Consider the following 20,422-nt stretch of genomic DNA (forward strand, 5'->3'; position numbering starts at 1 on the left):
GGAGTCACAGACATTGCCGTGGATCCTGAATCATGAATGAAGTTCAACTGGAGGTTGCGAAGGCGTACCCGAACGACTCGGGTCGTGGTATCGCCCGGCTCGACCCGGACACGCTGTTGCATTTGAAGCTGAGTCCGGGCGACATCATCGAAATCGAAGGCGCAGATACGACCGCTGCGAAGGTGTGGCGTGCGGACCGGCAGGACTGGAACACGGATACCGTCCGAATCGACGGGTTCACGCGACAGAACGCCGACGTGGGTATCGGCGAGCGAGTCACGATTCGCAAGGCGGAGGCGACCAAGGCCGATAGCCTCGTCCTCGCCCCGCCCGAGGAGGCGTCGGTGCAGTTCGGCTCCGACGCTGCGGGCATGGTCAAACGCCAGATTCTGAAACGGCCGGTCGTCGGTCGCGATATCGTCCCCGTCATGTCCTCGACGAACCACCCGTTCATGCGGTCGCCCGGCCAGGCGATCCCGCTGATCGCAGTCGAAACCGAACCCGAGGGCGTGGTCCTTATCACTGAAGACACCGACGTCGAACTCCGCGAAGAACCCATCTCCGGCTTCGAGAAGACCGGCGGCGGGATCACCTACGAAGACATCGGCGGGCTCCAGAGCGAGATCCAGCGGGTCCGGGAGATGGTCGAACTCCCGATGAAACACCCCCAGATCTTCAAGAAATTGGGGATCGAACCCCCGCAGGGCGTCCTCCTGCACGGCCCGCCCGGTACCGGGAAGACCCTGCTCGCGAAGGCCGTCGCCAACGAAACCTCAGCGTCGTTCTTCTCGATCGCCGGCCCGGAGATCATCTCGAAGTACTACGGCGAGTCCGAACAGCAGTTACGCGAAATCTTCGAGGACGCGAGCGAGGAGTCACCCGCCATCATCTTCATCGATGAACTCGACTCCATCGCGCCCAAACGCGAGGACGTGACCGGCGAGGTCGAACGCCGCGTCGTCGCCCAACTGCTGACGATGATGGACGGCCTCGAAACGCGCGGCCAGGTCATCGTCATCGCGGCGACCAACCGCGTCGACAGCGTCGATCCCGCACTTCGTCGCCCCGGCCGCTTCGACCGCGAGATCGAAATCGGCGTCCCCGACGAAACCGGCCGCGAAGAGATCCTGCAGATTCACACGCGCGGCATGCCCCTCTCGGACGACGTCAACCTCTCGCATCTGGCCGACGAAACCCACGGCTTCGTCGGTGCGGACATCGAGAGCCTGACAAAAGAGGCCGCGATGAAGGCACTGCGGCGCTACCTCCCGGAAATCGACTTAGACGAGGAGGACATCCCGCCCAGCCTGATCGACCGGATGATCGTCAAACGCGAGGACTTCCGCGGTGCGCTCAACGAAGTCGAACCCTCCGCGATGCGGGAAGTCCTCGTCGAACTCCCGAAGATCACCTGGGACGACGTCGGCGGCCTTCACGACGCCAAGGATCAGGTCAAAGAGTCGGTCGAGTGGCCGCTCAACAACCCTGAACGGTTCACCCGACTCGGAATCGATCCGCCCGCCGGCGTCCTGCTGTACGGCCCGCCCGGTACCGGGAAGACGCTCATGGCGAAAGCCGTCGCCAACGAGACCAACGCCAACTTCATCTCCGTGCGCGGGCCGCAACTCCTCAGCAAATGGGTCGGCGAATCGGAGAAGGCCATCCGCCAGACCTTCCGGAAGGCCCGGCAGGTCTCGCCCACGGTGATTTTCTTCGACGAACTCGACGCCCTCGCCCCCGGCCGCGGCGGCGAAACCGGGTCGAACGTCTCCGAACGCGTCGTCAACCAGCTCCTGACCGAACTCGACGGGCTGGAGGACATGGAGGACGTGATGGTCATCGGCGCGACGAACCGCCCGGACATGATCGATCCCGCGCTCTTGCGCTCGGGCCGCTTCGACCGCCTCGTCATGATCGGCGAACCCGATATCGAGGGCCGCGAACGCATCCTCGATATCCACACCCAGGAGACGCCGCTGGCCGCGGACGTAACCCTCCGCGAAATCGCCGAGATCACCGACGGCTACGTCGGCAGCGATCTCGAATCGATCGCCCGCGAGGCCGCAATCGAAGCGCTTCGCGAGGACCACGAGGCCAACGTCGTCGAGATGCGTCACTTCCGGCAGGCGATGGAGAACGTCCGCCCGACGATCACCGACGACATCCTCGACTACTACGAACAGATCGAAGACGAGTTCAAGGGCGGCTCGGCCGGTCCGGACCCGACAGGTCGTCGTGGCAGCCGGATCGGATTCCAGTAACGGTCTGCCGTTCTGGTCCGTTCTCTGGCCTCTGGTCTCGATTTCCTCGGCCCACACCATCTGCGGTCCCGCCGACCGGTCTCTTTTTCCCTGCGTCTCCGTCCGATCCCGTTCGGGCGGTGGCTACTGTGTCCGCTACTCGCGAGTTGCCGTTTCTCTTCTTGGTCGATTGGTCCTGGGTCTCCTGGGTCCCGACCAGCGTCCTACGTCGACACCACCGTAATCACTGCTTACTGCAACCACGGATTGCTTATGACGATCTTACCGGCCGACCACGACCAGTGGTGCTCTCCTGAACTCGGGCGGGGAGATAGAGATTCGCATGAATTCCGTCCAACGATTCGAAACAGTCGCGCTGCTATATGCCGGCCGCAATCAAGAACTGGACCAACGGTGTCTTGATGTCGGAATCTGCATCTTCCCGGGAGTCGCCCGCTGTATCGAACGAGACAACGTCCGGCTCGACGGCGGCGAACGAATCGACGCCACCACCCACAACTGCGGACACGGCGCCGCCGGCGATGGCGGACCCGACATCAGCAACGACCGCCCGTGCGGACGCGTCACCCACTACCGACTCGGCTTCGTCCGCGTCGCCTTCTTCGTCAACCCGTTCGTCGTCCGCGTCGCTCTCTTCTTCCACTGGGTCGGCTTCCGAGTCTCCATCATCTTCATCGTCCGCCTCGCCCTCATCGGCCGACTCTACCCACCTACACACACTCACCTCGTACCTCCGCATCACCGGCTTCTGGGTCGCAATCGTCCTCCCGTTCATCTACATCCCGATCCTGCTTACCGGACTCTCCACGCGCGCCCAGACGAGCGCGTTCCTCCTCCTGTTTCTTCTCAACCTCCTTGCCCTCTACGTCGGGCACACCCACCGGCAGGACGACCGACAAAACGGTACCGGTCCCACCCCGCGCCGTCGCTAGCTCGCTACTCTCGGCTCCGAGCCGCCAGCGACCACACGTGACTGAACTCGTCGCGGATCGCCTGGCGTTTGACGAGGACGAATCCGAGTGCGATGAGGCCGAATCCGGCAACCGTCGTGGCGTCGACGACCTGATCGAGGTAGAGCCAGCCGACGACGGCGGTGAAGATCGGCGCGACGTACGAGACCATGTTTATCTCGACGGCTCCCAGGCGTTCGAGCAGGTCGAAGTAAAGCAGGAAGCCGAGCGCGCTCGCGATCAGTGAGAGGTACGCGAGCGCACCGATCGCTTGCGGGTCGGTCCAGGCCGCCGGGTCGATCGGTTCTCGCAGGCCGAGGCTGACGAGATGCATCAGTGCCGCCCCGCCGAGCATCGACCAGGCCTCCATCGTTTCGATCGGGAGCGTCGCCTCGATCCGACGGGTGAGAACGCTTCCGAGGGCGAAGGCGGTCGCCGCACAGAAAACGAGAGCCTTCGCGACGGCATCCGTTGCGAACAGGTTCGAGGGATCGGGCTGGACGATAACGGCGACGCCGAACAGTCCGAACACCACACCGACGATTCCGGCCCACGAGAGCGCATCGGATGGCAACAAGACGCGGCTAAAGCCCGTCGTCAGGATCGGCGAGAGACTTACCAGAATCGCGGCCGCAGCGGCAGTCGTGTTCAGTTGCCCCACGAAGAGAAACACGTGGTAGGCTGCGATCAGCAGAGTCGCACCGACGGCGGCGACGGCCCACTCGCCACGAGTTCGCGGATACCAGTCGTCGACGGTAACGGCTGCGTACGCGAGCATCACGAGACCGGCGATATCGTAGCGAAACGCTGCGAAGAGAACTGGTGGGAAGTATTCGAGGCCGGCGCTGATCGCGACGAAGGCCGTCCCCCAGGCCGCTGCGAGCGTCAGGAAGAGTCCGAAGTTCCGGTAGCGACTCACACTCGATTCACAGCAGTGGTCTCGATTCCGAGACACTATGTGTTTCGATTCGAATGGGATAGCGCGAACCAATGTCGGAGGAAGAACAGAACTGAGACGAGTAGCGAGTGGATAGCAGACGGCTAGCGCGCGACCGCCGGATACTTTGAAATCTGGCGTCTCCTGCTGTCTCGGCTGCTACAGCGTTGGCTGCTTGCGGAGTTCGGGAATTTCCTCGGTCTGTTTGAACTGCTCCAGGAGCGGTTTGATGTCTTCGAACCCTTCACTGAGTACGATATCACCGCTTCGAAGATCGTATTCGATGATATCGTAGTCAGCGAGCCGTGGCAGGTGGTTGTGAACCAGTGAGACGTACAGCTGTCGGCGGGTGTCGCCGTCAACGGTGTCGACCGCTTCGCCGCGTTTCCAGGCGACGATCTGCGTGAGCAGGTCATCGAGCGTCGCCTGATGGTTGTCCGCCAGGTGGTAGAGCAGGTAGCGCCGCTCTGCCTTCGACAGGAGGTCGCAGGCTGCTTCCATCCGGGAGGCGGTCGCGCGGTCTGAGTAGGTCATATCTGTGTCAGGCCCTAGGCGGTATTACACCTGCTGCCAATACAGATTGGTTCTGCATGGTTTTGCATGTAATAGAAATCGATCACGGCCCTACGCCGTCCGTCTTATTGGCGCTTCTCTCAGCGGCTGTTGGTGGAAAACGGTGCTCTATCGATTGAATCGTCCGCCACGGTGGCCGATAGCGAGTTTAGTCTGGCAGGCGGTCGGCGACGACGCGCTCTCCACCGGCGTTCGGTTTAGAATCAGTACCAGTTGCTGAGTCGCGCCATAAGCTTAAGTTCCCTACAGTCCGTACCACAGGTATGGCCGCTCACGGCCGGTCCGCACTGCGGGACCTGTTCGACGAGTCGCCCACACCTCATATTGCACACCCTCCTCGGACGCACCATCGCGACTTCTACGTCGCGACCGACGGCTCGTTCCGGGAGTCCGGTGGTGGATTGGGCGCTGTTATCGAAACGCGCGACGGCACCCGCGTCGCACGCATTGCGACGATGGATACGCCACCGGACAACAACGTTGCCGAGTATCGCGCACTCCACCTCGGTCTCGATGTCCTCGCCGCACGAGCGCCGCGTGATGCCTCCGTCGGCGTCCTCATTGACCACGATGCCCTCGCGAGCAACGTCAACAACACGATTCTGGCGACGAGCCACCCCGACGGCAAGCCGCCGCGACCCATCTCGATTCCGGCCGCAACGCGCTATCACTGGCGCGGCATCCAGGCTCGCCTTACCGGCTTCGGTGCCGTCCGCGCCGCACGGATCGATAGCGACCAGAACCCCGCTCATCCGCTTGCCAACACTCCCGGCCAGTACCAACACCTCTCTCACGAACCGGCGCGCTGTGTCCTGCCGGACCCGCCACAGTCTTCCGGTCCCGATCCCGGCGATCCGACGCCGTCGGAGTTCCCGCCGCCATCGCGAGCCGACCGCAACAACAAGCAGGCGTCGGACTAACGCCTGATACGGTCTGCTGTCAGTCAGTTTTCACTCCCCTGCGGTCCGGTCCTGCGAGTCGTCGGGAACTCGGTACAGCAGCCCGTCTGAACGGTCTTCGCGACATCCACGGTATCCAGGTATCCGAACGACTCTCGTTCAACACCCGGAATCGTCATCGTTATTTCACCGCTCCAGAGAGTCGTCCCCGATGAGCCTTCGCGTCGCCGCCGCCGCCCCCTTCGTTCAACACGGCACGAACCGTCTCGAGGAAAGCGAGTTCGTCGTCGCCCTCTCGCTCGACCGCGACTGGTTCTCTCCCGACCAGTCGAAACGCCTGATCGATGTCGCCACCCAGGACGGCCTCCTCGAACCCGACGGCACCGAACTCGTCGCCACCTTCGACCCGTCGTCGATCACGATCCCCGAGGACTTCGTGCCGGACGACGACATTCTCACCGAACGATCCGCGTTCGAACGCGTCCTCGACGCCCTCGTCGCCGACGGCATGGCGAAACACGAGGCCGTCGGCGCGATTAACGCCCTCCAGAGCGACCTCGCCGTCACCATCGAAACCGCTGCCGTCGTCTACGCCCGCCGCGAGGGCGTCGACGTCAGCGACCTCGTTCCCACCGCCCGCGCTGAACTCGTCAGCGACGGTGGCGATGCCGATTCGAAACCGGAGTCAGAACACACATCAGGAGCCGGAACTGGAACTGAAACCGAAGCCAAAGCCACATCTGAAGCTGAAGCCGAAGTAGAAGCCGAAGAGCGTTAACCCTCGCTATCCCACCACCAGCATGGTCGAAGACCGGACCACCGACGGCACGCGAATCGCACAACTGCTCTCGTCCGAACTCGACGGCCGCGAGGACGGTGAACTCGCGGCTCTTGCCGTCACAAATGCCGATCGAGATGTCGATCCGACGGTCGACGGTGTTCGCGCATACGACGTGACGATCACGGGCGACAGTGGAGACACTGACGGCGATGTTGCCACCGACAACTCCGCCGGTGAGCGACTCGCACAGGTGTTCGTCCACCCCGACCGTTCCCACCTCGAGTTCACTGCGGGACAGGACGTTGCGGCCGAAGCCGCTGCGGACGAGGGGCTTCGCGTTCGACCGAAGGCGACCCAGCCGCCGCGAACGCTGGTATTCGTCGAGAGCGGTGCCGAAGTCAAGCGCGCGACGGATGTCGTGCAGGCGGTCGTGCGCGCGGAGAGAGCGGACGGAGCGAGTACGTAGCGGTCAGGCGCTGGTGCTGATCAATCGTCGCCCGGTTGCGGCGTCCGGTCGACGGTGTCTTCGAGTCGCGGCACGACGATCGCTTCGATCCGATCGGAGTGTTGCATGAGCGTCGTCCCGAGCACGCTCATGACGAGTACGTACCCGATGGCGAAGGCGTAGATCGCGTCGGCAGTCCCCGCGGCGAGGCTGGTCCCGGCACCGCTGATGGCGAGACTCGCGATGATCAGCGAAAACTCGCCGCGGGTCGTCATTCCGAGCCCGACTCGGACCGACCGCTGAACATCGAGCTCGTAGAGACGCCCCCCGAGATAGCCGCTGAGGAGTTTCGTCGGGGTCGTCAGCACGACGCCCACAGCGATCGCTGCGAGGACGAACCCGTCGGCGAACAGCATCGGGTCCGTCTGAATCCCGATCCAGACGAAAAACACCGCCGCGAAGGTATCCCGAAGCGGTTCGAGCAAGTTCTCCAGATCGTGGACGTGATCCGTCGAGGAGAACGCCATTCCAACGAAGAAGGCGGCGACCGCCTCGCTCACGCCAAGCGCCAGCGCCACACCGGATACGAATATCGTGATGCCGAGCGCACGCAAGACGAAGAACTCGTGAGAGTCCGTTTCGAGACTGCGCTGGATCCAGTCGGTTCCGAACGAGACGGCGAGCAACAAGACCAGGAGAAACCCGACCGCGATGCCGATCTGGCCGAGCGCTTCCCCGACATCGCCGCTACCGCCGACGAGCGCCGACGCGATCGCCAGGTAGACCGCGATAACGAGATCCTCGTAGACCAGCGTCCCGAGCAACGGCTCCGATTCGTCGTTTGCGATCCAGCCCAGATCGATGATCGACTTCGTAATGATCGCACTCGAGGAAATGTAGACGATCCCCGCCGTGAGAAACGCGGGCAGTATCCCGTTGAAAAGCAGCCAGCCGAGACCCAGTCCCGCGCCGAAGTTGATGGCGAAATCGACAGTCCCCGCCTTTCCGATCCGATCTCTCGCCTGGATCAGGCGGTCGAGATTGAACTCGAGGCCGAGAAAGAACAACAACAGGACGATCCCGACCTCGGCACTGACGTGAACGAAGTCCGTGTCGGCGAGTGCACCGTCACTGAGCGACGCGACCAGATCGACGCCACGGACCGTCCACTCCACGCCGAGTGCGCCCGGGAGTTCACCGAGGACGTGCGGACCCAGCAGTATCCCGATAAGGATGTACCACGGAATCACCGATTGGTTGATCCGCTGGGCGACGAGTCCGGCGACTCCAGCCGCTCCGAACAGGACTCCCAAATCGATCAGTGCGGTCGATTCAGCCGCCACTCGAGTTCACCTCGGAAACTCCCGCCACCGGAGACTCAATCCTCGTCTCCGGTCTGGGATTCGAGCAACGTTTCGAACTCGCGACAGTCCTCTCGGTCCCCGACGACGACGAGCGTGTCGTCGGCTTTGATCACCGTCTCGGGATCGGGTGGCGCGATTACCTCGCCCGCACGCTGGACCGCGACGATGGAGACACCGGTTCGTTCTCTGATCCGTGCATCGGCGATACTCTGTCCGGCGAGTGCAGCTCCCTCGCTCACGCTGTACCATTCGAGAAACGTATCGTCGGAGAGAATCGTCTCTACGCGTTCGGTCTGAACCGGCTGGAAGTACGCCCCTTCGAGGATCGTGCCGATCTTCCGCGCGAGCCGGTCCGACGCCTCGAACAGTTTCTCGCTGTCGGCGTCCGGATCCGGTTTTCGATACACCTCCCGCTTTCCCGTATTGTGGGTGACGATAACGAGCCGCTCGTCGTTTTCGAGTTCGACCTCGAACTTCTTTCCAACGCCGGGGAGGTCGCTCTCGTAGATGGTCATACACGAACCAAGCAGGCCGTGATATTAAAATCCGTGACACACCGGGGACGGGTCGATGGCGGGCGGGACAGTGGTGTATCATGGGATTGTCTCATCGGCGTGCTGAACTGTTGTGGTGGGGAGGGGAGGACGAGCGGACAGTCGAATACCGGACGGATCCACACTTCTTCGGCGGGATTGCACGTAGTCAGCCGGTCTCTGTAAGTCCCTCGATGAGAAACGTCGCAGACGCGAGGTTCGTCGCCAGGGCCGTGTCGTGGACGTCACAGATCCGTAACAGCGCCGAGATATCCGGCTCGTGGGGCTGGGCACGAAGCGGGTCGCGCAGGAAGATGACGCCGTCCATCATCCCCGCTGCGACCTCCGCGCCGATCATCAGATCACCGCCGTACGGGCCCGACTCCTTGCGTTCGACCTCGAGTTCAGTTTCCGTCTGGAGGCGCTTTCCGGTCGTTCCGGTCGCGACGAGGTCGCAGGTCGCAAGAGCATCCTCGTAGCGCTTGGCGAACTCGATCAAGGCCGGTTTCTCCTCGTCGTGGGCGATCAGTGCGAGGCGACTCATATCGGATTGTCGAGTGCGGTGACTGTAATAGTATCCCCGCCGTTTGCTTCGGTTCGGACGATGCCGACACCAGCCGCTGTCGTCAGGAACACGGGACGAACTCGTCGATCGAACCAATCCAGAGCCGAACGTTTTTTCGGCCGGGCTTCCGGACGTTCGCTATGCCACCGATCCGCTCCGACACGGACACTCACCACGTTGGGATTACCGTCAGCGACCTCGATACCGTCCTCCCGTTCTACCGCGATGTACTCGGCCTCTCGGTCGCCGACGAGTTCACCGTCGCCGGTCCCGAACTCGCCGACGCGATCGACGTCGACGGCGCGAGCGGGGCGTTCGTGCATCTCGAGGGCTCTCGGAACTGCCGCGTCGAACTCGTCGAGTTCGAACCGGCGGTTCGCGAGGTGCCGGCCGCGGGGCTCAATCAGCCGGGTGCGACGCACGTCGGCCTCGAAGTCGGTGATCTCGCGGCGTTCGACGAGGCGTTGCCGGCGGATGTGACGACGTTGAGCGGGCCCCGAACAACGGAAAGCGGGACGACGATCATGTTTTTGCGCGACCCGGAGGGGAACCTCGTCGAGGTGCTCGAACCGTAGCGAACCGACGAGTCGCCGTCTCGATACCGCGTTGGCTCCGGTCCCGAACAGCCGTGAGAACCATGCGCTTGCTTCCGATTCCCTCCGCGATTTCGATCGGTGGCGGTCGATTTGCTACCGTGGCTACTCAGTCGAGAAACCGTTCCGTCCCGGGGATTTCGTCCGCCTCGGCCGGAAGGTCATCGAACCAGCCCGCATCCTCGACCGGGTCGCCCTCGGGGGTAGCCGCCTCGAGGTCGTAGCTACCGGAAACCGGCGAGGCGCTGAAGATGACGAATCCTCGAGACGCCGTTTTCGTCCCGTCTTCCGTCCGGAGGCGGATATCCCAGACGCCTTCGATCGCATCGAGTGTGACGGTGAAGCCGATGGTTTCCCGAATGTGCGTCGTAATTGCCGCGGCGAAGTCCTCCTCGGGGGCGACCGTTGCGACGGGAATTTTCCACGCGCACGTGTCGGTGAGCCGCCGGAAGAGCAGGTCGCCATCGGGGTTCGTGATCCCTGCTCCGGCGAGATCAGCGAGGGCTGTGACTTGCTCGACGAGTTCCTCATCGACAACGTTCGTCCGTTCGTGAAACGGGACATCGTCGTGATTGCGCAGCGATTCGTAGTCGATAACTGGTCCGGCGGCTGTCGGTGGAGATTCGTCCCCGGTGTGGTGACTTGGCATTGTGCAGGTGACTGCAATCGATGTCGTTGCTGGTCGCCCCGTGCCGTCGATGGCTCCGTCTCCGTGGATCGTGAACTCGTCCGCTGAACAACGGCAGTATGAACACCGTAATTCCTCTCTACAGGTAGGAATAAAAATGATTTCATCGAGCGCCGCAGTGGTTCCCTGTCGGCATCGAAACCAGCAGGTCGTGTGATCTCGCCCCGGTCGTCGAACTGATACGGACTGCTGTAAGTCATTTCCGGCGCAACCGCAGGACGGGCGCGGTTGCACCGGTAAATCGGTACAGCAGACCGTATGACTCGTCCGCTGTGAACGCGAGTCTCGCGACTGTTGGTGAACGAGGAGACTGCGCGTAGCTACTACCGCGTCCTATCGCGAAAACGTCGATCGAACCTGTTCGACCTCGGTATTGCACGAGGGACAGGTTTCCTTTTCGTCGTCAATGTAGACCGCATTGCAGGTCGAACACTGGAAGAGATTACCGGCGGCATCCGACTGTCCCGCCGTCGAGTTCGTTGCCGCCTCGGGTTCGTGATTGCCGTTGTAGTCGGGGCCGTTCTCCTGGCCGCGACTGTCAGTCGGTTTCGGTCCGCGAACGGACGGTTGGCCGGATTCCGTCGCTCCCCCGCTTGCCTGAGTCGTCCCCCGAAGTGTCGACTGGATCTGGTTTCGAACGCGTCCGAACTGCAATAGCGGCTTCACCTCCCCTCGGATGTCCATACAATGCCTATACGCCATTACCCCGAAGTAAATACCATCTAATATGTTTGGTATTGGTGTCTGGTACCGTTCCGTACACTGATCCGGACACGCCATTCCTCGTCCGTGCCCTGCAGGGATACTGTCGGACAGAAGTCAATACGAAGTCGGTCGCGAATTCGCGGCCGTTGCGCAAACCGTCGGTTTGCGATGCCCAGCAGAACGCATGCGTTCTGCGGACGTCTCCACCGGCGACGGCCGTAGCGGAGCGACTGATATTCACGTCGTTCTGTCCGACAGTATGAAATGGAAGACTATCGGGTCGATTCGGTATCGGCCTGTCGTTTTGCTGTCGACTCCGTCTGGACGACAGCCTGCAATTTATCCCCGACTGCTCACTGAGTGCTGTCCAGCGGTATAGGAACCTTTTCGACCGTCCGGCGGTCACTCGCGTGCATGAACTTCTTCGATCGACTGCACGACCGCATTCGGACGGTCGACAGCGTCGTGAGCGTCGGCCTCGATCCCGACCCGTCTCGCATCCCCGAACACCTCCGCGAGTACGACCTCCCTCGGTGGGCGTTCAACCGCCGCATCATCGACGCAACCCACGAGCACGCCGCCGCCTACAAACCGAACGCCGCCTTCTACGAGGACCCCGACGGCTGGCGCGCACTCGAGGAGACGATCGCCTACGCCCACGGCAAGGACGTGCCGGTCCTGCTCGACGCGAAGCGAGCGGACATCGGCAACACGACCCGCCAGTACGCCCAACTGCTCGAGCGCGCCGACGCGATCACCGTCAATCCCTACATGGGCCGGGACTCCCTCCAGCCGTTCCTCTCGAACGAGGACGCCGGCGTCTTCGTCCTCTGTCGCACCTCGAACCCCGGCGGTGCGGACATCCAGGACCTCGAACTCGACTCCGGCGAACCAGTCTACGAACGCGTCGCCGCCCTCGCCGATCTCTGGAACGAAAACGACAACGTCGGCCTCGTCGTCGGCGCAACCAAGCCCGAAGAACTCGAGGACCTCCGGGAGCAGGTCCCCGACCTGCCGTTTCTCGTCCCCGGCATCGGCGCACAGGGCGGCGACGCCGAAGCCGCCGTCGAGTTCGGCCTGGCCAACGGCGTCGGCCTGGTGAACTCGTCGCGTGGGATCATTTTTGCGGGGGAAAACGACGGCGAGGAGTTTGCCAACGCGAGCGGCCAGGCGGCAAAGCGGTTGCAGCGGCGACTCAATCAGTATCGGGACTGAAACGAACGGAATCGGGCGCGAAATCGCCAGCCAAGTCTGAACTCGCGCGGGCGGTCTCTCACTGACGATCCTCTCGTGGATCGCGTTGAAGTCGACCGTGCCGTTGCGATGCAGGCTGCACCACAACGGCTGCGCGATCGGTGTATAATTACAGGTACGATCGGCTCGATGTCTGCTGTTTCCGACGAAACGAATCTCATCACCGGCCAGTACAGAGCGAGGATACAACGGTAGATTGACCGGGTGACAACTTTTATATGCATATGCGTTTTTATTGGGAATATGCGCCGTCGTGCCCTCCTTACCGGTCTCACGGTTGGATCCGCTGCTATCGCAGGGTGGATGACTCGTGGGGCTAGCAGTATAACAGATTCCGTCGGAAGTATGGACGTTGGAGCCAGCACTGGAGCAGATTCCAGCAATACGGAACCCAAGTTCGAGGTGAATGACGCCGACCCCGGTGCGTTCATCCTCCTGCGGAATCAACCACAGGATCCAAATGGAATTACCGTGGGTGACGAATTTGAAATCGGTATTCATCTAGGAAATCCTGGTGGTGAGCCAGCTACTGGTGAAGTGAGTGTCGAACTCACGCCACCGAACGAGGATGAATCCGTGCAAACGGCCTCCACCAATATTGACGGTGATGCGGAAATCCCGCCAGGAGAAGCGAGATTTTTCACTCTCGGTCGGTTTGATGCGACGGTAGCTGGGGACTGGGAACTCACCGCCGCTTCCGGAATTGAGCAAGTCAGTGATAGTTACGACAAAACAATTGAAGTCAAAGAGCGATCTGACGACTAACAGCTGACGCTCGACATTGGGGAAATAGTCAGGTGTCTGACCGAAAACAGTCCTCTCGGCCCAGCGATCAACCAGCTACACTCCCTGCAGGTCGGTCAATACCAGTAACCGCTGAGAGCGCCACGTTCAGCATATTTGCGAGCATTGTATCTGGGCTGATCAGCAGTGTCTGTTCATGAAGCCCAGGTCACCAGTACTAGTTCCTAGTCAGCAGTAGAAAGAACTGTTGAAGCCCATTCAATTCCTCTGTTAGTAAACGTGCATGACTACCAATAATAGTTAGACATGTGCCAGTTATGTCCGAGATTATAGACGCTGCCCCAAATTCCTTCTGCTCGATCGGTGATCACCTTGTCCCCATATGATCCTTGGTCCGCGACGACGTGACTGCCGGGGTAGAACCATGATGTTCCATTCCTCGGGATGCCATAATGCCAATCGATACTTGGATCACTGTTGTCAAGCGATTGTTCCACGTCGCCAGATCCTCCAGCGTTCCAACTGAGAGAACCTCCTGCAGGATATCCTATTGAAACAGTGTATCCTTCATCATGCGTGGTGGTTGGACCGGCATTGTGGATTGATTCACTCCCGAGTTCGCTTTCACCCCAGTCATGCGTGGTATCTATCCAGCGGCTATATGGGTTAATAGTATCATCGCTACTCGCGATGAGGCTTCGAAATGCATTACGGACTTCGTTATCCTCGAGAACGTAATACCATTCAATATTGTGGTTCAGTTCTCCCCAGTGCGCCGTCTCATTTGCCTGCCAGTCGTCGATAAAGTCCCATTCTGGGCCAGATTCGACGGGGGGTGAGGAGGTCGTCACTTCCGACGTTTGGAATTCGTCTTTTTTCCTTTTCCCCTTCGCGTGGGCAGATGCTTCCGTGTCTTCTGATGAGCCACCATAGTACTGGCTGACACGACCGTTAGATCCTATCCGAGCAACGTATTCGACGGTTTCGGAGCCCTCTCGAAACTCCGAGACTCCTTCTGTATCAAGAGCCTTCGAATGAGCACTCGGACTTTTATCGACCAATCTTTCGAGAGCCTCTCGTGCTTCGCTGGACTTGATCGGACTGTTGTAACTACCCTTGAGCCGAATGACCTGCGGTTCATACTGTGACGCTCCGGCAGATGCCGTAGCGCCCAGTCCACCGAGAGCGGCTGCACTCGCGAGTTTTAGCACTTTACGCCGGTCAATTTTGTCACCACTGTGTTTGCCATTCTGTGGCATGGCAATATAGGTGACATACACGATTATAAAACTATCGGCTATAGTTATAGGAACCCTGGTACAGTAGTTACTAGTGGTTCCTCAATGGCTATTTAGTTGAGTCAAGTTGCGAATCGAGAAGCAGTCACACCCTCAAATCCGGCTTGATCGTGTCCACAACTCGTAGATGGATAATAGTCGAGCGTCCCCGAGTAGCTTGAACGGTTCAAGCGCGATTACAACTAGCAGAGAGTCACATCAAGCTCTCACCGAAAGACATCAGTGGTGGGATGGAAACTAGACCCTTCCAGGAAAGAGTATCGCTGATATTCCAGAGCCTCACCCGTTCACACCCGGTATTGTGTAGTATGAACTCGATTGTACAGTGCTTTCCCGACTGAGGGGCATTCTCGCCGGCCGCAATATCCGATGGAGACTAAAGAGACGAACGCACCTGATGGCTGTCGATCTACTCGAAGGCTTACGGAAGGTCGGGCGTCGAACAGTCGACTGCGACGAGTCGCCCGACGACGTAGTCCTCGACGATTCGGGGCTCGATTTCGACTTCGACCGGGGTAGCGGGGATCCCCTCAAGTTGGTCGACTCCCTCGACGACGGCGATGTCCAGCGGACTCCCCTCGCGCGGGTGCGTAGCGACGAGCATTCCCTCACGTTGTGCTACCTCAACGCAGAATCGGTCGCCGACGCCGACGGCGATCGCGAGTTCATCGCGAATGGCGGTCATTTGGTGGAGTGGATGCGAGGGCGGAGAGAGCGGTCAGAACCGGTGTACGTCGACGTCGTCCGAGTTCGGATCACGTCCCGGTTCGACCTGGGCTGCACAGTCGGCACAGAGCCCTTTCTCGCGGTCGTAGTGTTGCTCGCAGGCGAGCGTGCCGCAGTTGTCACAGCGCTCCTGGGCCGGCCGGGACTCACAGATCTGACAGAGGCCACTGACGCTCATACTACATACAGGGGCTCGAGACCCTTGAAACCGGCCCCAGTATCTTCCGCCGATCTATGGTAATTGATACCCATAGACGGGAAGGCTTTTGCCGTGTGGACCGCTATCAGTTGCTATGAGCCGTGACCGGGCTCTTCTCGAGCGAGCCCTGGACCGTGGCGAACAGGACGGTGGCAACGTCGAGTTCAAGGAACGGCTTTCACGCGATGTTCACCTCGAGAGTGGACGACGCGAGAGTCTGGCGGCCCAACTGCGTCACCGACTCCTTTCTGGCGACGGCGAGGCGACGTACGTCGTCGGCGTGACGGACGACGGCGGACTCGCCGGTGTCGATCCCGATACCTTCTCGGAGACGATGGACGTGCTCTCGCTGCTGGCCGAGGAAGCTGACGCACACATCGACGACGTACAGACCTGGGGAATCAACCAGGGGCTCGTCGGCGTCGCGACGATCAACGAAGGAAGCGTCCTTGAGACGGACGACGAACACGTCGTCGTCGGCACGGCGGGTCACGTCGACCACGGCAAGAGCACGCTCGTCGGCTCGCTCGTCACCGGCAACCCGGACGACGGCGACGGCGCGACGCGCTCCTATCTCGACGTCCAACCCCATGAGGTCGAACGCGGCCTCTCGGCGGATCTCTCCTACGCTGTCTACGGCTTCGACGACGACGGCCCGGTCCGCGTTCGTAACCCGAATCGCAAGGCGGACCGCGCCCAGGTCGTCGAGGAGGCCGATCGACTGGTCTCCTTCGTCGACACCGTCGGCCACGAGCCGTGGCTCCGCACGACGATCCGCGGGCTTGTCGGGCAGAAACTCGACTACGGACTGCTCGTCGTCGCCGCCGACGACGGCCCCACGCGAACGACCCGCGAACATTTAGGCGTCCTCCTCGCGACCGACCTGCCGACCATCGTCGCGATCACGAAAACCGACGCCGTCGACGACGACCGCGTCGAGGAGGTCGAACGCGAGGTCGAACGTCTCCTCCGGGAGGTCGAAAAGTCGCCGCTTCGCGTCTCCCGCCACGGCATCGACACTGCAATCGACGAAATCGGCGAACGCGTCGTCCCCATCGTCGAAACCAGCGCCATCACGATGGACGGGCTCGAAACGCTCGATGAACTCTTCGACAGACTTCCGAAGACATCCCAGGACACCGGCGAGTTCAGGATGTACGTCGATCGGAGCTACTCGGTGACCGGCGTCGGCGCGGTCGCCTCGGGAACCGTCAAATCCGGCGAGGTCGAGGCCGGCGACGAGCTCCTCATCGGGCCGATGCCCGACGGGCGATTTCAGGAGGTCGAGGTTCGATCGATCGAGATGCACTACCATCGGGTCGATACGGCCCAGGCTGGCCGGATCGTCGGCATCGCGCTGAAGGGGATCAAGGAGAGCGCGATCGAGCGCGGCATGGTCCTGCTCCCGCGGGACGCCGATCCCGAACCGATCCGCGAGTTCGAGGCCGAGGTGATGGTACTCAACCATCCGACCCGGATCGGCGACGGCTACGAGCCGGTCGTCCACCTCGAGACGATCGGCGAGGCGGCGGCGTTTCACCCCGACGAGGGTCGCCTCCTCCCGGGCGACACGGGCGAGACAACCGTCCGGTTCAAGTTCCGCCCGTACCTCGTCGAGGAAGGCCAGAAGTTCGTCTTCCGCGAGGGTCGCAGCAAGGGCGTCGGCACGGTGACGGCCGTTCACCCCGCGAACGCGGAGTGAGTCGTGTCCGCCGTCGACCTCTCCTAACCACCCGTCGATACACCGATATGACACTTCGGCACATTTTTATTAAAACCAACTAGTTATTCGACCGATGTTTCCGCGCTCCCCGTCCAGCCGCCTTCGATGGGCGATCCGCGAAGCGCTCGTCTTCGCTGGCATCCTGCTGTTCTGGATCGCTCTCGCCACGGTCATCACGATCGTCTTGCAACTCCTCGTGCTGCCGTTCGAGCTTCTCGGACTCCAGCTCGGGCCGATGAGTGAACTCGTTTCGCTGGCGCGAGGATTTCAAGACCTGGCCGTTCCGATGACGGTGCTCACCTCGGGACTCTACACGCTCGTCCGCGCTGGCACGGTGCTCATCGATCACTACCGCCGGACGAGTTCGTAATCGCGACCGTCCCCAGCCCCACGGGGTGCTCGCCGGTCACCGTTCCGCCGAGGGTCACCGCATCCGGGTGCATGAACAGAATCGCGTCGTCGGGCATCGACACGTCCGTCCAGAGCTGCCGCTCGAGAAACGGCATCGATTCGACCGCGAGTTCGTCTGCGAGCAATCGTCGCTCGAGTTCGCGACGCGCGTTTGGATGCAGATAGAACTCGCAGGTCGTCGGCTCGGTTCGCTCGGCGAGCGCACCGAAGAGTTGCTGGCAGACGTCGATCACGTCGTCGCCGTCGACGGTAACGAGCGGTGCGTCAGCGGGGCCGGTCGTGCCAGTCTCGGTCCTGTCGCCGCCAGCACCGTTCGAGTCACCGGTTCGCCGAATCTCCGCGACGATCGACTGAAAATTGATCGCGTGGTCGGTCATCGACTCGCACGGACGGCCGTCGCGAGTAAAAGAAGCCGGTCTCAGTCTACGCACACTTACAGACGCGCCAGCACGTGCGAACCATCACTATCACCATCACCAGGGCGGCGTCACCAGTTCCTCGAGCGACTCCAGCGTGTGCTCGGGCGCGGGAGTCGGTTTCTCGGGGACCGAATCCGTCGCGGGAATCCACACCGACCGGAGGCCGGCCGCGCTGGCACCCGCGACGTCCGACGCCAGCGAGTTCCCGACGTAGACCGCCCGGTCCGGCGTCGACTCGAGTCGCTCCAGCGCGAGATCGAACGGTTCGGCCGAGGGCTTCGCCGGCGCATCGTAGCCGGCGCAGACGATCGTCTCGAATCGGTCCGCGAGGCCGATCGCCTCGAGTTTCGTCCGTTGCATGCCCGGCGGACCGTTCGTGATGAGTCCGAGTCGGTACTCCTCGCCGAGTTGGTCGACGACCCGCCGTGCCCCCGGGAGGGGCTCGACGCTTTCCTGCGCTCGAACCTCCGCGAAGGCGTCCGCGACCGCCTCGCCAATCGCGCGATCTTCGCCCGCGGCGACGGTCAAGTCGCCAAAACACCGCCGTCGAAGGTCACGAATATCCGTGCTGTCCCCGAGGTAGTCGCGGTAGCGGTCGTAGTACGCATCGATATCCCAGCACTGCGAGACGCCGGCGCGGTCGAACGCGGCCGCGAGGACCTCGTCGCCGCCGCGGCTGTAGGTACACAGGGTGTCGTCGAGGTCGAAACAGACGGTCTCGATCGTCTCAGTCACAGCTGCAGAATGGGTGTACGAGCCGATAAAACGACCGTTTCGGCTACGGGCTATGAGGACGTGGCGATCGCTCGATACGCAATCTCGTCCGCCCGCTCCCGGCGCTCGGCGAGTCCGAGCAGGACGGCCCACTCGAGTACCCGCTCGACTCGGTCCGGTTGCACTCGCCGGCGGGACGACGACTGGGACCGGGACTGGGGCTGAGGCTGAGACTGGGACTGGGACTGTACTCGGTCGGCAACAGCTGTAGCAGAAAGCGGTTCTGCGGCGGCGTCCAGTGCCTCGAGTATCGACCCCACGCCGTAGACTCGCTTGCGAAATGCAGCCCGTACCGCTTCCAACTCGAGTTCACGATCCGTCCGCCGATAGCCGTCCTCGCCGTCGGTCACGAGTTCGAGCGCGCGGAGGAAGGTCAGCCAGGTTGCGGCGTCGTCGCGGTCCCGGATCAGTTCGGTTCCGTCCGCGTCCCTCCCGGTTCGCTCGAGAACTCGCACGCAGCAGTCGGCGGTCTCCGCGGCGGCGGCCTTCGTCGCCGGAACCGCGTTCCGAACGGCGGCGAGGGTGTCACAATCGGCTGGTGGCTCCGGGACCGGTTTGAAGGTAAGCGGCATGTGCTGTGTGGCGATTAGGGGGTATAGTTACGGGTGTCGTTACAGGTCGAACGACCGTGCGACTAGCTCCTCGTCCGTCTCGCCGTGGACGTACGTCGGCCCGCCGAGCACGTCGATCGTGACCGACGCAGGCGCGAACAGATCCGACGGAACCTCCTCGAAGTCCCAGTCGAGTTCGTCGAAGATGTCGCCGAACGGGCGGCCGTGGTCCTCGGCGGCCACCGACGGTACCGCGTCGAAGATGTCCGCATCCTCGCGAACCGTGAGGTGAGCCGTGCCGCCGTAGGCGATCGCATCGTTCGTGCGCGCAATCGCCGTCTGTTCGTCTGCGGCGACCGGCGCGACCGGTGCCCGGCCCGTCGCCGAGACGATATCGCGCAGGTCGTAGCCCAGTTCGGCGAGGCGGAACGTCGCGAGTTCAGCCGCCCGCGCGGCGTTCGTAATGCTTCCGGCGAGACTCGCCGTCCGGTAAGCCAGCAGGAAGACGCTGCTCGTCTCGACTTCCGCGAGGTCGGCAACCTGTGCGGCCGCGCTCTCGGTCGGGATGGCCTCCGTCTCGACGGCCAGCGCCGTCAGATCGAACGCGTCCGTGTACCCGACGCGCCTGAACTCTTCTTCCTCGGCGACGAGCGCCCTGGCGGGACCGCTTCCGAGTCCCTCGAAGTCCTCGGTGACGAGTTCCCAGCCGGCTTTCTGGGAGCAAAGCAGGGAGAGTGCGGGCTGGTCGGTCGAGAGTTCGACGTAGGGAAGCGACGCGCCGTCGAGGTTGCCGAGTTCGTAGCTCGGCGTCGCGAGCCCGGCGGTTTGGATTTCGGTCAGCAACAGTCCAGCTTCGATGCCGCCGTCGAACTCGACGCCGAAGTCGAGGACGGTCGCCTCGTTTTCGAGGTCGTAGCCGCCGACGTTCAACTCCTCGGCGTAGTCGAGGGCCTCGTCGACGAGCTCGATCGCCATGCGATTGAGACTTTCCATAGGCTACGCTTCAGGCTCCGCCATAAAACAGTTTGC

Annotated in this window: 23 protein-coding genes and 1 pseudogene; 9 read left to right on the forward strand and 15 right to left on the reverse strand. The window is 62.0% G+C overall.

Annotated features, from left to right (window positions below; genetic code table 11):
- Positions 1–32 precede the first annotated feature (32 nt).
- Positions 33–2,261 carry a CDC48 family AAA ATPase gene (locus tag SM755_RS17315; protein ID WP_006666688.1) on the forward strand — a complete coding sequence of 743 codons (2,229 nt, stop codon included), beginning with the start codon at positions 33–35 and terminating at the stop codon, positions 2,259–2,261.
- Between the two features lie 358 nt (positions 2,262–2,619).
- Here the strand turns inward: SM755_RS17315 and SM755_RS17320 are convergent, their stop codons facing one another.
- The 3 genes from SM755_RS17320 to SM755_RS17330 all read right to left on the reverse strand — a co-directional run bounded on the left by SM755_RS17320 (position 2,620) and on the right by SM755_RS17330 (position 4,682).
- Complete coding sequence (locus tag SM755_RS17320; RefSeq protein WP_323173762.1) at positions 2,620–2,979, reverse strand: hypothetical protein; 360 nt, start codon at positions 2,977–2,979, stop codon at positions 2,620–2,622.
- 218 nt (positions 2,980–3,197) lie between these two features.
- Positions 3,198–4,130, reverse strand: a complete 933-nt coding sequence (locus SM755_RS17325) for a DMT family transporter (RefSeq protein ID WP_323173763.1) — start codon at positions 4,128–4,130, stop codon at positions 3,198–3,200.
- A gap of 177 nt (positions 4,131–4,307) precedes the next feature.
- Positions 4,308–4,682 carry a hypothetical protein gene (locus tag SM755_RS17330; protein WP_323173764.1) on the reverse strand — a complete coding sequence of 125 codons (375 nt, stop codon included), beginning with the start codon at positions 4,680–4,682 and terminating at the stop codon, positions 4,308–4,310.
- Between the two features lie 302 nt (positions 4,683–4,984).
- On the opposite strand from SM755_RS17330, the gene SM755_RS17335 reads away from it, so the two are divergent.
- The 3 genes and pseudogenes from SM755_RS17335 (at position 4,985) to SM755_RS17345 (ending at position 6,867) form a co-directional block, all read left to right on the forward strand.
- Positions 4,985–5,641 carry a ribonuclease H gene (locus SM755_RS17335; RefSeq protein ID WP_323173765.1) on the forward strand — a complete coding sequence of 219 codons (657 nt, stop codon included), beginning with the start codon at positions 4,985–4,987 and terminating at the stop codon, positions 5,639–5,641.
- Between the two features lie 190 nt (positions 5,642–5,831).
- Positions 5,832–6,278 (forward strand): annotated as a pseudogene (locus tag SM755_RS17340) (DUF2240 family protein); the annotation flags it as partial.
- A gap of 142 nt (positions 6,279–6,420) precedes the next feature.
- Entirely contained in the window at positions 6,421–6,867 is a 447-nt protein-coding gene (locus tag SM755_RS17345; RefSeq protein WP_323173766.1) for a hypothetical protein, read from the forward strand.
- Positions 6,868–6,887: 20 nt separating this feature from the next.
- On the opposite strand, the gene SM755_RS17350 is transcribed toward SM755_RS17345, so the two are convergent.
- The 3 genes from SM755_RS17350 to SM755_RS17360 all read right to left on the reverse strand — a co-directional run bounded on the left by SM755_RS17350 (position 6,888) and on the right by SM755_RS17360 (position 9,287).
- Entirely contained in the window at positions 6,888–8,189 is a 1,302-nt protein-coding gene (locus SM755_RS17350) for a cation:proton antiporter (protein ID WP_323173767.1), read from the reverse strand.
- 35 nt (positions 8,190–8,224) lie between these two features.
- On the reverse strand, positions 8,225–8,725 hold the full coding sequence (locus SM755_RS17355) for a TrkA C-terminal domain-containing protein (protein WP_323173768.1): 501 nt from the start codon (positions 8,723–8,725) through the stop codon (positions 8,225–8,227).
- A 187-nt stretch (positions 8,726–8,912) separates the two neighbouring features.
- Positions 8,913–9,287, reverse strand: a complete 375-nt coding sequence (locus SM755_RS17360) for a methylglyoxal synthase (RefSeq protein ID WP_323173769.1) — start codon at positions 9,285–9,287, stop codon at positions 8,913–8,915.
- A gap of 161 nt (positions 9,288–9,448) precedes the next feature.
- Between SM755_RS17360 and SM755_RS17365 the strand changes: the two genes are divergently transcribed.
- Entirely contained in the window at positions 9,449–9,883 is a 435-nt protein-coding gene (locus SM755_RS17365) for a VOC family protein (RefSeq protein WP_323173770.1), read from the forward strand.
- Between the two features lie 127 nt (positions 9,884–10,010).
- On the opposite strand, the gene SM755_RS17370 is transcribed toward SM755_RS17365, so the two are convergent.
- Positions 10,011–10,550 carry a hypothetical protein gene (locus SM755_RS17370; RefSeq protein WP_323173771.1) on the reverse strand — a complete coding sequence of 180 codons (540 nt, stop codon included), beginning with the start codon at positions 10,548–10,550 and terminating at the stop codon, positions 10,011–10,013.
- 372 nt (positions 10,551–10,922) lie between these two features.
- The gene (locus SM755_RS17375) at positions 10,923–11,273 is read right to left on the reverse strand and encodes a hypothetical protein (RefSeq protein ID WP_323173772.1); all 351 of its coding nucleotides are present in this window, start codon (positions 11,271–11,273) and stop codon (positions 10,923–10,925) included.
- A gap of 435 nt (positions 11,274–11,708) precedes the next feature.
- On the opposite strand from SM755_RS17375, the gene pyrF reads away from it, so the two are divergent.
- Both pyrF and SM755_RS17385 read left to right on the forward strand, forming a co-directional pair.
- Entirely contained in the window at positions 11,709–12,509 is an 801-nt protein-coding gene (pyrF, locus tag SM755_RS17380) for an orotidine-5'-phosphate decarboxylase (RefSeq protein WP_006666670.1), read from the forward strand.
- A gap of 384 nt (positions 12,510–12,893) precedes the next feature.
- Positions 12,894–13,313: a hypothetical protein gene (locus SM755_RS17385; protein ID WP_323173773.1), complete on the forward strand. Its 420-nt coding sequence runs from the start codon at positions 12,894–12,896 to the stop codon at positions 13,311–13,313.
- Positions 13,314–13,579: 266 nt separating this feature from the next.
- On the opposite strand, the gene SM755_RS17390 is transcribed toward SM755_RS17385, so the two are convergent.
- The 3 genes from SM755_RS17390 to SM755_RS17400 all read right to left on the reverse strand — a co-directional run bounded on the left by SM755_RS17390 (position 13,580) and on the right by SM755_RS17400 (position 15,494).
- Positions 13,580–14,551, reverse strand: a complete 972-nt coding sequence (locus tag SM755_RS17390) for a hypothetical protein (RefSeq protein WP_323173774.1) — start codon at positions 14,549–14,551, stop codon at positions 13,580–13,582.
- A 460-nt stretch (positions 14,552–15,011) separates the two neighbouring features.
- Positions 15,012–15,275, reverse strand: a complete 264-nt coding sequence (locus SM755_RS17395; protein WP_323173775.1) for a hypothetical protein — start codon at positions 15,273–15,275, stop codon at positions 15,012–15,014.
- Between the two features lie 33 nt (positions 15,276–15,308).
- The gene (locus SM755_RS17400; protein WP_006666667.1) at positions 15,309–15,494 is read right to left on the reverse strand and encodes a hypothetical protein; all 186 of its coding nucleotides are present in this window, start codon (positions 15,492–15,494) and stop codon (positions 15,309–15,311) included.
- A gap of 115 nt (positions 15,495–15,609) precedes the next feature.
- Here SM755_RS17400 and SM755_RS17405 point away from each other — a divergent pair, with 115 nt between their 5' ends.
- A complete protein-coding gene (locus SM755_RS17405) occupies positions 15,610–17,217 on the forward strand; it encodes a GTP-binding protein (RefSeq protein WP_323173776.1) in 1,608 nt (535 codons plus the stop codon).
- Positions 17,218–17,311: 94 nt separating this feature from the next.
- Positions 17,312–17,608: a hypothetical protein gene (locus tag SM755_RS17410; RefSeq protein ID WP_323173777.1), complete on the forward strand. Its 297-nt coding sequence runs from the start codon at positions 17,312–17,314 to the stop codon at positions 17,606–17,608.
- On the opposite strand, the gene SM755_RS17415 is transcribed toward SM755_RS17410, so the two are convergent.
- The 4 genes from SM755_RS17415 to mch form a co-directional block, all read right to left on the reverse strand.
- Positions 17,577–18,026: a hypothetical protein gene (locus tag SM755_RS17415; protein WP_323173778.1), complete on the reverse strand. Its 450-nt coding sequence runs from the start codon at positions 18,024–18,026 to the stop codon at positions 17,577–17,579. The genes SM755_RS17410 and SM755_RS17415 overlap by 32 nt on opposite strands.
- A 96-nt stretch (positions 18,027–18,122) precedes the next feature.
- Positions 18,123–18,803, reverse strand: a complete 681-nt coding sequence (locus SM755_RS17420) for an HAD family hydrolase (RefSeq protein WP_323173779.1) — start codon at positions 18,801–18,803, stop codon at positions 18,123–18,125.
- A 50-nt stretch (positions 18,804–18,853) separates the two neighbouring features.
- A complete protein-coding gene (locus SM755_RS17425; RefSeq protein WP_323173780.1) occupies positions 18,854–19,414 on the reverse strand; it encodes a hypothetical protein in 561 nt (186 codons plus the stop codon).
- Between the two features lie 39 nt (positions 19,415–19,453).
- Positions 19,454–20,386 (reverse strand): methenyltetrahydromethanopterin cyclohydrolase, encoded by a 933-nt coding sequence (gene mch, locus SM755_RS17430; RefSeq protein ID WP_323173781.1) that lies wholly within the window; start codon positions 20,384–20,386, stop codon positions 19,454–19,456.
- Between the last annotated feature and the right edge of the window lie 36 nt (positions 20,387–20,422).

The sequence above is a fragment of the Natrialba sp. PRR66 genome, assembly GCF_034808065.1.
Lineage (GTDB): Archaea > Halobacteriota > Halobacteria > Halobacteriales > Natrialbaceae > Natrialba > Natrialba aegyptia.

Bases quoted from the DNA above. Each gene is read 5' to 3' on its own strand.
- SM755_RS17315 (WP_006666688.1), top strand. From the start codon at position 33: ATGAATGAAGTTCAACTGGAGGTTGCGAAGGCGTACCCGAACGACTCG.
- SM755_RS17330 (WP_323173764.1), bottom strand. From the start codon at position 4,682: ATGACCTACTCAGACCGCGCGACCGCCTCCCGGATGGAAGCAGCCTGC.
- SM755_RS17335 (WP_323173765.1), top strand. From the start codon at position 4,985: ATGGCCGCTCACGGCCGGTCCGCACTGCGGGACCTGTTCGACGAGTCG.
- SM755_RS17345 (WP_323173766.1), top strand. From the start codon at position 6,421: ATGGTCGAAGACCGGACCACCGACGGCACGCGAATCGCACAACTGCTC.
- SM755_RS17355 (WP_323173768.1), bottom strand. From the start codon at position 8,725: ATGACCATCTACGAGAGCGACCTCCCCGGCGTTGGAAAGAAGTTCGAG.
- SM755_RS17360 (WP_323173769.1), bottom strand. From the start codon at position 9,287: ATGAGTCGCCTCGCACTGATCGCCCACGACGAGGAGAAACCGGCCTTG.
- SM755_RS17365 (WP_323173770.1), top strand. From the start codon at position 9,449: ATGCCACCGATCCGCTCCGACACGGACACTCACCACGTTGGGATTACC.
- SM755_RS17370 (WP_323173771.1), bottom strand. From the start codon at position 10,550: ATGCCAAGTCACCACACCGGGGACGAATCTCCACCGACAGCCGCCGGA.
- SM755_RS17375 (WP_323173772.1), bottom strand. From the start codon at position 11,273: ATGGACATCCGAGGGGAGGTGAAGCCGCTATTGCAGTTCGGACGCGTT.
- pyrF (WP_006666670.1), top strand. From the start codon at position 11,709: ATGAACTTCTTCGATCGACTGCACGACCGCATTCGGACGGTCGACAGC.
- SM755_RS17385 (WP_323173773.1), top strand. From the start codon at position 12,894: ATGGACGTTGGAGCCAGCACTGGAGCAGATTCCAGCAATACGGAACCC.
- SM755_RS17390 (WP_323173774.1), bottom strand. From the start codon at position 14,551: ATGCCACAGAATGGCAAACACAGTGGTGACAAAATTGACCGGCGTAAA.
- SM755_RS17395 (WP_323173775.1), bottom strand. From the start codon at position 15,275: ATGACCGCCATTCGCGATGAACTCGCGATCGCCGTCGGCGTCGGCGAC.
- SM755_RS17400 (WP_006666667.1), bottom strand. From the start codon at position 15,494: ATGAGCGTCAGTGGCCTCTGTCAGATCTGTGAGTCCCGGCCGGCCCAG.
- SM755_RS17405 (WP_323173776.1), top strand. From the start codon at position 15,610: ATGAGCCGTGACCGGGCTCTTCTCGAGCGAGCCCTGGACCGTGGCGAA.
- SM755_RS17410 (WP_323173777.1), top strand. From the start codon at position 17,312: ATGTTTCCGCGCTCCCCGTCCAGCCGCCTTCGATGGGCGATCCGCGAA.
- SM755_RS17415 (WP_323173778.1), bottom strand. From the start codon at position 18,026: ATGACCGACCACGCGATCAATTTTCAGTCGATCGTCGCGGAGATTCGG.
- SM755_RS17425 (WP_323173780.1), bottom strand. From the start codon at position 19,414: ATGCCGCTTACCTTCAAACCGGTCCCGGAGCCACCAGCCGATTGTGAC.
- mch (WP_323173781.1), bottom strand. From the start codon at position 20,386: ATGGAAAGTCTCAATCGCATGGCGATCGAGCTCGTCGACGAGGCCCTC.